The following is an 11,419-nucleotide window of genomic DNA, read 5'->3' as shown; positions in this document are numbered from 1 at the left end:
GCGCCGCCGGCCTCTCCACCGGCTCAGGCGGGAACGAGCCGCACGCCCGGGGTCCGCGCGAGCGCGGCGGCCTCGGCCAGCGAGTTGGCGACCGGGTAGCCGGTGGCCAGCAGCCGGTGGGGCGCCGTCATACCGGTGGTCACGAGCACGCACCCCGTTCCCACCTGACCCGCGGCGGCCGCGTCGTCCAACACGTCGCCGACGAGCACCACCTCGGAGGGGGACAGGTCGAGTTCCCGCAGGTGGCGGTCGAGGTGTTCGGCCTTCGAACCGCCACCCACGTCGTCCCGCAGCCCGTCGACCCGGCGGAAGTGGTCGACCAGCCCCAGCTTCGTGATCAACGGGACCAGGTCGGTGTGGAACCACATGGACAGCAGCGACTGGCTGCCGCCGGCCTCACCCCAGGACCGCAGCACGTCCCGGGCACCCGCGCTGAGGTCGCAGGTGTGCAGCAGCTCGTCGTAGGAGCGGTGGTAGAGAGCGTCGAGTTCCGCCCAGTCCTCCGGCGACAGCTCGCGGCCGAGCAGCCTCGTGTAGCACTCCTGGAGGGGCCGGGAGAAGACGTCCCGCCAGTAGTCCAGTTCGATCTCGTCCCGGCCGTAGAGCCGGCAGACCGCGTTGACACCGGCCATCACCGCGTGGTTGTCGTCGAGCAGGGTGCCGTTCCAGTCCCACACGATGTGTCGGGTGGCGGTTGTCTCCACCGTCCGCGTCACTACAGCCCTCCTCGTGGCGTCGTCCTGCTTCCATCACCAACCGCGCCCGCCGGCCGAGCACGAGCACCCCCGCGTTTCCGCGCGCCGGGCCGCACGGTACCGGGCGGGCTGGCGCCACTGCCAGGCCACGAACCCTGCCCGCCGCTTCCGGTGTCCGGTCTCACAACGCCGCCGCCCTGCCCTCCCGGCGGCTACCTCGGTCCTCCGGGCGGCGGACCCGGTGGGAGTGGGCCCGGCGCGGGGGAAGGCACGACACCGGCAGCCGATCCCACCTCCTCCGGCCGCGAGGCCGGGCCCGGGGCTGCCCGGCACGGCGGCGACGGTGATCGGCACGCACCGCCCCCAGCAGGACACGGGCGGTCGTCCCCTCGCCGCCCGGACGAGGAGCGGCGCCCGGCCGGGATCGGCGCCCACCCTCGACCGGGGTTCTCGCGCGCCGTCGACCTCGCCACCACCGTCGCCACGGTGCCAATCGCCCACCGGCGGCTCCGACAGCGACGACCGCCGCGTCGAACTGGCCGGCTCACCCAGGCCGCGCCCTGACCCGCCTCGCGTTCGCGACGGCCGGTCAGGGCCTCGTGCTCCGCGACAGGACCCACGAGCACCGACCGGGACCGGACGAGTGGGGATCAGAACCGTTCGCGCAGCTCGTCGAGCACGTCCTCCTCAGCACCCTCCTCGGCCAGCTCCTCTCGCACCACCCGGAAGGCCAGCCCCTGGGAGTAGCCCTTCCTGGCCAGCATCCCGACCAGGCGCCGGACCCGGGCCTGGGCGTCGACGCCACCCGTGGAACGCATCTTCCGACGCACCAGCTGGCGGGCACGCTCCTCCTCCGCCTCGCCGTCCACGGTGTCCAGCGCCTCCGCGGCCACCTGGGCGTTGACCCCCTTGCGCCGCAACTCGCTGAGCAGAGCCCGCCGGCCCAGCCCGCGCTGCGTGTGCCGGGAGTGCACCCAGGCTTCGGCGAAGGCAGCGTCGTCCACCAGTCCGACCTCGTCGAACCTGTCCAGGACCGCGTCCGCGACCTCCTCCGGCACGGCACGCCGGAGGAGGCGGCTCCTGAGCTCGGCCCTGCTGTGCGGACGGGTCGTGAGCAGCCGGAGGCAGAGTTCCCGCGCCTGGGCCTCGTCCGGGGGGAGCCCGGGGTCCCGACCGGCCGCTGGTTCGTCAGCGGGGTCGGGACCGCCGACCGTGGGACCAACCATGCTCAGAAGTCAGCCGAGACGGGGGCTTCCTCAGGGTCGTCGAGTTTGGGGCCGATGCCCAGCTTCTCCTTGATGCGCTTCTCCAGCTCGTTGGCGACGTCCCCGTTCTCCCGCAGGTACCGGCGGGCGTTCTCCTTGCCCTGGCCGAGCTGGTCACCCTCGTAGGTGTACCAGGCTCCCGACTTCCGCAGGATGCCGTGCTCCACCCCCATGTCGATGAGGGAGCCCTCCCGGCTGATGCCGTGCCCGTAGAGGATGTCGAACTCGGCCTGTTTGAACGGAGGCGCGACCTTGTTCTTCACGACCTTGACGCGGGTGCGGTTACCGACCGCGTCGGAACCGTCCTTGAGGGTCTCGATGCGCCGGACGTCCAGCCGCACCGAGGAGTAGAACTTCAGGGCCCGCCCACCGGTGGTGGTCTCCGGCGAGCCGAACATCACGCCGACCTTCTCCCGGAGCTGGTTGATGAAGATGGCGGTGGTCTTGGCGGTGTGCAGGGCGGAGGTCAGCTTCCGCAGGGCCTGGCTCATCAGGCGCGCCTGGAGACCGACATGGCTGTCGCCCATCTCGCCCTCGATCTCGGCACGGGGTACCAGGGCCGCGACCGAGTCGATGACCAGGATGTCCAGCGCTCCGGAGCGGATCAGCATGTCCGCGATCTCCAGCGCCTGCTCCCCGGTGTCCGGCTGGGACACCAGCAGCGAGTCGGTGTCCACGCCGAGGGCCTTGGCGTACTCGGGGTCGAGGGCGTGTTCGGCGTCGATGAAGGCCGCGACCCCGCCGGCGCGCTGGGCGTTGGCCACCGAGTGCAGGGCGACCGTGGTCTTACCGGAACTCTCCGGGCCGTAGACCTCGACGACCCTGCCCCGGGGCAGGCCGCCGATGCCGAGGGCGACGTCGAGGGCGATGGAACCGGTGGGGATGACCTCCATCGGGGCCCGGCCCTCGTCCCCGAGACGCATCACCGACCCCTTGCCGAACTGCTTGTCGATCTGCGCCAGGGCCAGCTCGAGCGCCTTCTCCCTGTCGGGTGCTGCTGGTGCCATCGGGAATCCACCTCGGGTCGAGTCGTGCGTGGGGTCGTCTTGGGGCGTGCCACGGCCGGCGGAACCAACCTTCGTGCTTCCGGCTGGCCTGCTCCCGGGTCGGCGCCGCCACTGCCCGCCGGTCGGGCGGGCAGGAGGTCCGTGGTCGGCTGGACGGCTCCGCTCCGCGTCACGCCGAGCGGCGGCCGAGCGGGTTCCACGCTAGCTTCCGGGTCCGACAGCCGGGACGGGATGGGCTGCGGATGGAGGCGAGAGCCCGACCAGCGCGACCCAGCCTAGCCGAACAGGTGTTCGATCAACCACAGGAACACGCCATCGTGTGATCGCGACCGCGAACACCGCGGTCGAACCCGCCCGGGACGTCCGGCCGCGCCCGGCCCGCCGGCCCGACCGCACGGCCCGACCGCACGGGATGCGTCGTCACCCGGACGGGCGGACACTGGACAGCAGCCACCACTGCCTGGCGCTGTCCGCTCACGTCATGAGGAGGCCGCCGTGAGAATGAGCCAGTACCTTCCGGCCAACCACCCCCTGAGCAAGGTGTACCGGCTCGGGGCCGCGCTCGTCGGGACGGTGATCATCGTGTTCGGTGTCCTCGGCCTGGCGAACCGGCTCCCGCTGTTCACCACCGAGGGCCGGGACTTCCTCGGGTTGTCCAACAACGGGCTGCTGTCGCTGATCTCCCTCGTGGTCGGCGCCGTGCTCATCGGTGCGGCGGTGCGCGGCGGAGCGGCGGCGTCCACCACCACGGCGGTCATCGGAGCCCTGTTCCTGCTGTCCGGCCTGCTGAACCTGGCCGTGCTCAACACCTCGCTGAACCTGTTGGCCTTCAAGATCCCGAACGTCCTCTTCAGCGTCGTCTGCGGGATCCTGCTGCTCTCGCTCGGGCTCTACGGACGGCTCAGCGGCGGACTCACCGAGGACAACCCCTACGTCCGCGCCCGCCACCACGAACCGCCGGACGCCGACCACTCGAGCGAGATCGCGGCCGACCGCCGCCGCCTCGCCCAGATCGACGAGATCGCCACGGCCGAAGCCGCCCTGGCCAACGGCCACGCCTCGCCCGAACAGGAGGCCATGGTGCGGGAGGACTCGCGGCACCGGGCCGAGGAGTCCCGGCGGGAGGCCTACACGCACTACCTCGAACACGAACGGGCCGAACGGCAGCGGCTGCTCCGCTACGGCCCGCACCGCACGGGACGCCACCGGGCCGGTCTGGCCTGACCGGCCACCGGTCAGGTCAACGGCGCTCCGGCGGTACGTCGAAGGCCTCGCACACCGCTCGCCACGCCTCCCGGGGGTCGACACCGGCTTCGAGCGCGTCGTCGACGGTGCGGCCCCCCAGGGCCGAGAAGACGTGGTCGCGGGCCAGCATCTCGGCGCGGATCCGGCCGAACTCCTCTGCCATCTTCCTCCGGAAGACCGTGTGCCTCATCCCGCCCAGGCTACCGCCGGCCCCCGGTCCTCCCCCGGGCCCCGAGGAGAACGGACGAACACGACGGATCTGACGTCCCGCCCAGGCCCGGCTAGCCTGGAGGCCGTGTTGGCACTGTTCCAGGGAGATCCGACCGGCCTGTCCTCTCCGGTGACGCAGTTGCTCCTCATCGGGGCGCTCGCCACCTCGATCACGCTCGCCGCCCGGTGGTGGTGGCAGCAGCGGAAGCGCTGACTCCACCCGAGGACTCCACCGGGAACGCCCCACCCGGGTGGTGGGGCGCCCGGGAGGAGGCCGCGTCCACCGCCCTCAGGTGTGCCGCAACGAGACGACGACGGCGGCCACCAGCAGCGGCAGCGTGGCGAGCCCGACGAGGACGCCGAGCATCGCGAAGGACGCGGCGCTCACGACCAGACCGGCGACGACGGCGCCGGCCACCCCCGACATGCTCATCACGGTGTCGGACAGGCCCTGGAGCAGGGGGCGGAGCTCCCGCGTCGTGGCTTCGGTCAACGCCAGGGACGCCGACACCAACAGCCCCGACCAGCCCATCCCGAGCACGGTGAGCCCTGCCGCGAGCTGGGGTGCCTCGTGGTCAGGCGCCATGCCCGACAGGCCCACCCCGGCGACCAGCATCGCCGCTCCCAGCCCGAGCACCGGTACCGCCCCGTGCCGGTCCACCAGCCACCCGAAGAGCGGGCTGAACGCGTACATCCCCAGGAAGTGGGAGCTCAGCACCACGCCGACACCGCTGAGCGAGGCACCACCGTGGTAGAGGTGCACCGGGGTCATGGTCATCATCGCGGTCATCGCGCCGTGCGCCGCGACGACGGCCCCCAACGCCAACAGCCCTTCGGTGGGCAGCCGTCGGAGCTCGGTCACCCACTCCACCGCCCGCCGGGAGCTGACGCGCACCGCTCCGCTCCCCCGCCCCTCCACCTCGGGGAGGAGATCGGGCGCCGAGGGGAGGCGGTCGGCGACCGAGGGGAGGGGGTCGGGCCGCAGCCAGCGGAACACGCCCAGTCCCGCCAGGGCGAAGGTCGTGGCGACCAGCAGGAAGGGTCCGGTGTCCCCGGGCAGGCCCACGGTGCCGGCAGCGTTCTCACCCACGACGGCGAGGTTGGGTCCCACCACCACACCACCCGCCGTCGCGAAGACCATGACGGACAGCCGGCGGCCGCCGTTGCGGGGTGACGCCGCACCCCCGGGGTCGACGACGGCGTAGCGGGCGGCGAAGTTCGCCGCCGTTCCCGCCCCGAGCAGCAACATCGCTCCGACCAGGAGCGGCCAACTGCCCAGCCCGACGGCGAGCGCGGCCGCCGCCGCGCCGAGCGTTCCCACCGCGTACCCGGCGGACAGCGACCACCGGCGTCCCCGCCGGGCCGCCATCCGTCCCAGCGGCAGCGCGATGAGCGCGGCCCCCAACAGGGTGGTGGCCTGCGCCAGCCCCGCCAACGCCTCGGACCCGGCGAGTCGGAGCACGGCGACGCCGCTCGTCGTCACCCCGATGGCGACCCCGACTCCGGAGAGGACCTGGGTGACCACGAGCACGACCAGAATCCGCCGATCGGCGGCCACGGCTCCTCCTTCGTCGCCGCCGAGCGAAAACCCCTGATGACAGCTCATGAACCGCACCACCCCGCCGTCGACCGACACGCGACTACCGACCACACCCTGGGATGAGGTGGTACTACTCGATCGTGTCAGCGGCCGGGAGCCGCGAACACGGCCGGCTGTGCGAAGCGGTGGGGCCAGCCGAGGGATCATCCGGAGCGGCGGCGGCTACTCCGAGCGACCACGGCCGTCGCCGTTCGAGAACCGTTGCCGGCGGATCAGGGCTCCAACCCCGGTTGCACGTGGTCCTCGAAGTAGTCGGCGAGCACGTCCGGCGACAGTGTCCCCGGGTCGGCGCTGGAGGTGAGCAGCACACCGACCAGCGGGCGGTCGTCGACGGTGAACACGAGCCGCCCGACCGACTCCTCGACGGTGGTCCGGTAACGCCCCCGCAGACCGTTGCCCGTCCAGTGGGCCTGGACCAGGTCCCCCTCGGAGCCGCCGAGCCAGAAGGCGGCGGTGTCCTCGGCCGCCTCCGCGGAGGGCGCGTGGTTGTAGGCGAGGGTGTGGCTCCACGTCCCCTCGGTGAACCGGCAGGTCACCAGAACCCCGTCGGGTTGGCCGTCGTCGGTTCCGCTCCCGGGTTCGCACCGGCCCGGGTGGTCGTCGGGCACGGAGCCCGCCAGCTGGCGCATGCACGCGGTGAAACCGTCGTCGTCCACGGGGCCGGGCTGGCGGCAGTCGGCGGCCGAGGGCAGGTCCTCGCCCCGGGTGAGGACGACGGTGGCGGTGGCTCCGCCGGCCACCGCCACCACGGCGCCCAGCGCGAGGAGCACGGCACCCCGCCGCCGTGCCGGTGGCCGTGGGGGGACCAGCGGCGGCGGTGACCCGTGGTGCCCGGGAGGTCCGGGGTGCCCGGGACCGCCAGGGCCCACGGGGCCGGCCAGGGCCGGCGCGGGGAAACCACCGGTCGGCGGGCCCAGCCCCGGGGCGGGGTGGGGAGCGGTCGGGAGGCCGGTGCTGGCGGGAGGGGGAACCGGTGGGGACGCGACCGGCTGCCCGGCAGGGCGGGGGCTGGCGGCGGAGGCCTCGGAACCGGACACGTCGCGGGCGCCGAGGGCGACGGCGGTCTCCGGCTGGTCCAGGCTGGTCGGCAGGACGCCCGTCCGCTCGGTGATGAGGGTGGCGACCAGCGGGATGCGGCTGGCCCCTCCGACCAGGTAGATCCCGACGAGCTCCTCGGCGGTGTGCCCGCTGGCGGTCACGGTGTCCCGGAGCACAGTCGCGCTGCGCAGCAGGTTCGCCCGCACCAAGGCGTCGAGTTCCGCCCGGGTGACGAGGACGTCGGGGAAGGGTTCCGGGAGCGGGACCTCCGTCTGGGAGTGCCGGGACAACGCCTCCTTCGCCGCCCTGACGTCCTCCCGGAGCATGCGCTGGGCCCGTCGGTCGGACGTCGTCTCGGGACGCAGCAGCCGCTGCCACCGCCCTGGCTCCTGGTGGGAGACCTGGCTGCCGACGTGGTCGAGCAGCACCTGGTCCACGTCCAGGCCCCCGAGGTTGGGCAGGCCGTTCTCGGCGAGGACGACGAAGCCGTCCTCGGTCGCGGCCACGACCGCGCAGTCGAAGGTCCCCGCCCCCAGGTCGTAGACGGCGAGCGCCTGTCCGGGTGCGAGCGAACGACCGGGGAACGAGGCGAAGTGCGCGGCGGCGGCCACGGGCTCGGGGACCAGCACCAGCGGGCACGTGAAGCCCGCGAGGCGGGCCGCGGAGAGCAGCACCGTCCTCCGGGTGGCGCCCCACCGCGCGGGGTGCGTGAGCCGCACCTCGTCGAGGTCGTCCCCGCCGAGCTGCCGGGCGGCCTCCTCCGCCACCCTGCCGAGCACCGCGGCCAAGGCGTCGGTGACGGTGACGACGGTCGTGCCCAGCAGGAGGGTGCCCTCGTCGATCCGCCGTTTGGGGTTGGGTTCGAACCGGGCCGGGTCGAGCCGGGCGCGGCGCTCGGCGTCCCGGCCGACGACGAGCGTGCCGTCCTCGTCCGCGTACACGGCGGAGGGCATGGTGGCGGAACCGTCGAGTTCGACGACCCTCGGCTCCCTGCCGTGCGCCGAGAGCACGGCGACCGTGTTCGAGGTGCCGAGGTCCACGGACAGGACACGCACTGCGACTCTCCTCGGGGCTCCGGCCGGTCCAGCGCGGGCTGGTCCGCGTCTGGTCGCCCACCCCCGGCATCACCCGACCAGGGGACGGACCAGGCTCATGCTGCCATGTCACGAACGGCCGCCGGGGCCGGTGGCCGGGAATTCGCCGCCGCGGGCGCGCGGCGCCGGGTCCGTCGCCGGCACCCCGGTCCAGGGGTGCTGGTGTCGGTCGGGTCGGTCAGGATGGGCACCGTGCGCGACGGCGAGAACGGGAACACCCGGGGTACCAGCGGCGAACCGGACGGGCGGACGGACGTGCTGGAGGTCTTCTCCCCGGCGACGGCCGGCTGGTTCCGCGCCGCGTTCGCCAGCCCGACCTCGGCCCAGCGGCAGGCCTGGACGGCGATCTCCCGGGGAGAGCACACCCTGGTCGTCGCCCCGACGGGGTCCGGGAAGACCTTGGCGGCCTTCCTGTGGGCGCTGGACACCCTGGCCACCTCCCCCAGCGCCGCCGACGCGGCGCCGGCCTGCCGGGTGCTCTACGTGTCACCGCTGAAGGCGCTGGCCGTGGACGTGGAACGCAACCTCCGCACGCCGTTGGCCGGGATCGGGCAGACGGCCCGCCGGTTGGGGCAGGACCCGCCGGAGATCAGGGTGGGCATCCGGACCGGGGACACGCCCTCCTCGGAGCGGCGGGCCTTCGCGCGACGTCCCCCCGATGTCCTGGTGACCACGCCGGAGTCGCTGTTCCTGCTGCTCACCTCGCAGGCCCGGGAGCCGCTGCGCGGCGTGACCACCGTCATCCTCGACGAGGTGCACGCCCTGGCCGGTTCGAAGCGCGGGGCCCACCTGGCGCTGTCCCTGGAACGCCTCGACGAGCTGCTCCCGGGTCCGGCGCAGCGGATCGGCCTCTCCGCCACCGTCCGGCCCACCGAGGAGGTGGCGGCCTTCCTGGCCGGAGGGCGGCCGGTCCAGGTGGTCACGCCCGAGGACCCGAAACGGATCACGGTGACCGTGGAGGTGCCGGTCGCCGACATGACCGAGCTCGACGGCGGTGGCACCGCCCAGCCCGGCCGGCACCGGGGAGCCGCCGGCCCGGGCCGAGGCGTTCCCGAGGTGGGGGAGGCCGACCCGGGGGAGGACTTCCCCGGCCTGGGGACCGACTACCCGGGCTCCGGAGACGTCCGGGCCGAGGGCGGCGGGCGGAACACCTCCATCTGGCCGTCGGTCGAACGACGGGTGCTGGACCTGGTGGAGGCGCACCGTTCGACGATCGTCTTCACCAACTCCCGGCGACTCGCCGAGAGGCTGACGGCTCGGCTGAACGAGCTCGCGGCGGAACGGGCTGCGGACGCGGGCGCGCCCGACGACTCCCGCACCACGGGCGCGGTGTTCCCGGCCGAGGCGGTCGGCGCGTCCGGGATCACCGGCGGGGCGCCGCCCACCGTGGCCCGGGCGCACCACGGCTCCATGTCGAAGGAGCAGCGGGCCGGGGTTGAGGAGGACCTGAAGGCGGGTCGACTGCCGTGCGTGGTGGCCACCAGCTCGTTGGAGTTGGGCATCGACATGGGCGCCGTCGACCTGGTCGTCCAGGTCGAGGCTCCCCCCAGCGTCGCGTCCGGCATGCAGCGGGTGGGGCGGGCCGGCCACCAGGTGGGGGCGGTCTCCGAGGGCGTGGTGTTCCCGAAGTTCCGGGGGGACCTGATCTCGTGCGCGGTGGTCGCCGAGCGGATGAGAGCGGGGCTGATCGAGGCCCTGCGGTATCCGCGCAACCCGCTGGACGTGCTGGCCCAGCAGGTGGTGGCGATGGTGGCGATGGAACCGTGGACTGTCGAGGCCCTGGCCGGTGTGGTGCGCCGTGCCGCCCCCTTCTCGGCACTGCCGGACTCCGCCCTGCACGCGGTGTTGGACATGCTCGCCGGCCGGTACCCGAGCGAGGAGTTCGGCGAGCTGCGGCCTCGGATCGTCTGGGACCGCGTCCACGGGGAACTCCGGGGGCGGCCCGGAGCGGGAAGGTTGGCCGTGACCTCCGGCGGCACCATCCCCGACCGGGGGCTGTTCACGGTCACCACCCCGCCCAGCGAGGACGGCAGCGGGTCGCGGGTGGGCGAACTCGACGAGGAGATGGTCTACGAGTCCCGGGTGGGTGACACCTTCCTGCTCGGCACCTCGGCGTGGCGGGTGGAGGACATCACCCACGACCGGGTGATCGTGGTGCCCGCGCCAGGCCAACCGGCCCGGATGCCGTTCTGGAAGGGGGACACCCCTGGCCGCCCGCTGGAACTGGGGCGGGCGATCGGCTCGTTCGTGCGGGAACTCGGCGCGGCGGGGGAGGCGGGGGCCAGACGGCGGGCCGCCGAGGCGGGACTGGACGCGTGGGCCGTGGACAACCTGCTCGCCTACCTCCGCGAACAGCGGGAGGCCACCGGGCACGTGCCGGACGACCGCACCGTCGTCGTGGAACGGTTCCGCACCGAGCTCGGCGACTGGCAGCTGGTGGTGCACTCCCCCTTCGGTGGTCAGGTGAACGCGCCCTGGGCGCTGGCGATCGGAGCCCGGCTGCGGGAGCGGTACGGGACCGACGCGCAGATCGCCCACTCCGACGACGGGATCGTGCTGCGCGTCGTGGACGCGGTCACCGACGAGGGCGCGGAGGTGTCCCCGACGGCGGAGGACGTCCTGTTCGACCCGGGCGAGATCGACGACGTGGTCCGCGCGGAGGTCAGTGGTTCGGCCCTGTTCGCCGCCCGTTTCCGGGAGTGCGCCGCGCGGTCGCTGTTGCTGCCGCGCCGCGATCCCCGCCGACGTACCCCGTTGTGGCAACAACGTCAGCGGGCCGCTCAGCTGCTGGGGGTCGCCTCGGCGTACGAGCAGTTCCCCGTGGTGCTGGAGACGATGCGGGAGTGCCTGCGGGACGTCTACGACCTCCCGGGGTTGACCGACCTGCTGGCCGGGGTGCGCGACCGGCGGATCCGGGTCGTGGAGGTGGAGACCCCTTCGGCGTCGCCGTTCGCCCGCAGTCTCCTGTTCGGTTACGTCGGCATGTTCCTGTACGAGACCGACGCACCGCTGGCGGACCGGCGCGCCGCCGCCTTGAGCCTGGACTCCGGGCTGCTCGCGGAGCTCCTCGGGTCGGAGGCCATTCGGGAGCTGCTGGATCCGGACGTCCTGGCCGAGGTCGAGGCGGCGTTGCAGCGCACCGCTCCGGACCGGCACGTCACCAGTGCCGAACAGACCGCCGACCTGGTGCGGGCGTTGGGCGATCTGACGGAGGCGGAGGCCGCCGCGCGGGGCGCCCGGCCCGAGTGGTTGCGGGCCTTGGAGG

The 11,419-nt window shown here is 73.6% G+C and carries 9 protein-coding genes; 3 read left to right on the top strand and 6 right to left on the bottom strand.

What is annotated here, in order from left to right; all coding sequences use genetic code 11:
* Positions 1–23 precede the first annotated feature (23 nt).
* From ACTIDRAF_RS0214860 to recA, 3 genes are all read right to left on the bottom strand, one after another.
* Entirely contained in the window at positions 24–716 is a 693-nt protein-coding gene (locus ACTIDRAF_RS0214860) for an HAD family hydrolase (protein WP_016699522.1), read from the bottom strand.
* A 629-nt stretch (positions 717–1,345) separates the two neighbouring features.
* On the bottom strand, positions 1,346–1,921 hold the full coding sequence (locus ACTIDRAF_RS0214855; RefSeq protein WP_016699521.1) for a regulatory protein RecX: 576 nt from the start codon (positions 1,919–1,921) through the stop codon (positions 1,346–1,348).
* A gap of 2 nt (positions 1,922–1,923) precedes the next feature.
* Complete coding sequence (gene recA, locus ACTIDRAF_RS0214850; RefSeq protein WP_016699520.1) at positions 1,924–2,967, bottom strand: recombinase RecA; 1,044 nt, start codon at positions 2,965–2,967, stop codon at positions 1,924–1,926.
* Between the two features lie 501 nt (positions 2,968–3,468).
* On the opposite strand from recA, the gene ACTIDRAF_RS0214840 reads away from it, so the two are divergent.
* Positions 3,469–4,191 carry a DUF4383 domain-containing protein gene (locus ACTIDRAF_RS0214840; protein ID WP_016699518.1) on the top strand — a complete coding sequence of 241 codons (723 nt, stop codon included), beginning with the start codon at positions 3,469–3,471 and terminating at the stop codon, positions 4,189–4,191.
* A gap of 16 nt (positions 4,192–4,207) precedes the next feature.
* On the opposite strand, the gene ACTIDRAF_RS0214835 is transcribed toward ACTIDRAF_RS0214840, so the two are convergent.
* A complete protein-coding gene (locus ACTIDRAF_RS0214835; RefSeq protein ID WP_016699517.1) occupies positions 4,208–4,402 on the bottom strand; it encodes a DUF3046 domain-containing protein in 195 nt (64 codons plus the stop codon).
* Between the two features lie 105 nt (positions 4,403–4,507).
* On the opposite strand from ACTIDRAF_RS0214835, the gene ACTIDRAF_RS35320 reads away from it, so the two are divergent.
* Positions 4,508–4,636, top strand: coding sequence for a hypothetical protein (locus tag ACTIDRAF_RS35320; protein WP_016699516.1), 129 nt, complete (start codon positions 4,508–4,510; stop codon positions 4,634–4,636).
* 75 nt (positions 4,637–4,711) lie between these two features.
* Here the strand turns inward: ACTIDRAF_RS35320 and ACTIDRAF_RS0214825 are convergent, their stop codons facing one another.
* Positions 4,712–5,980: an MFS transporter gene (locus tag ACTIDRAF_RS0214825; RefSeq protein WP_016699515.1), complete on the bottom strand. Its 1,269-nt coding sequence runs from the start codon at positions 5,978–5,980 to the stop codon at positions 4,712–4,714.
* 254 nt (positions 5,981–6,234) lie between these two features.
* Positions 6,235–8,115: an Hsp70 family protein gene (locus tag ACTIDRAF_RS0214820; protein WP_016699514.1), complete on the bottom strand. Its 1,881-nt coding sequence runs from the start codon at positions 8,113–8,115 to the stop codon at positions 6,235–6,237.
* A 222-nt stretch (positions 8,116–8,337) separates the two neighbouring features.
* On the opposite strand from ACTIDRAF_RS0214820, the gene ACTIDRAF_RS0214815 reads away from it, so the two are divergent.
* Positions 8,338–11,419, top strand: a 3,082-nt coding sequence (locus ACTIDRAF_RS0214815) for a DEAD/DEAH box helicase (protein ID WP_157163042.1), incomplete at its 3' end; no start/stop codon positions are given.

This window comes from Actinoalloteichus spitiensis RMV-1378, from assembly GCF_000239155.1.
Taxonomy (GTDB): Bacteria; Actinomycetota; Actinomycetes; order Mycobacteriales; family Pseudonocardiaceae; genus Actinoalloteichus_B; species Actinoalloteichus_B spitiensis.
Note: the sequence above shows the minus strand (reverse complement) of the source record. Positions and strands in the feature narration are given on the sequence as shown.

Excerpts from the sequence above, each read along its gene's own strand:
- ACTIDRAF_RS0214855 (WP_016699521.1), bottom strand. The coding sequence starts at position 1,921 with ATGGTTGGTCCCACGGTCGGCGGTCCCGACCCCGCTGACGAACCAGCG.
- recA (WP_016699520.1), bottom strand. The coding sequence starts at position 2,967 with ATGGCACCAGCAGCACCCGACAGGGAGAAGGCGCTCGAGCTGGCCCTG.
- ACTIDRAF_RS0214840 (WP_016699518.1), top strand. The coding sequence starts at position 3,469 with ATGAGCCAGTACCTTCCGGCCAACCACCCCCTGAGCAAGGTGTACCGG.
- ACTIDRAF_RS0214835 (WP_016699517.1), bottom strand. The coding sequence starts at position 4,402 with ATGAGGCACACGGTCTTCCGGAGGAAGATGGCAGAGGAGTTCGGCCGG.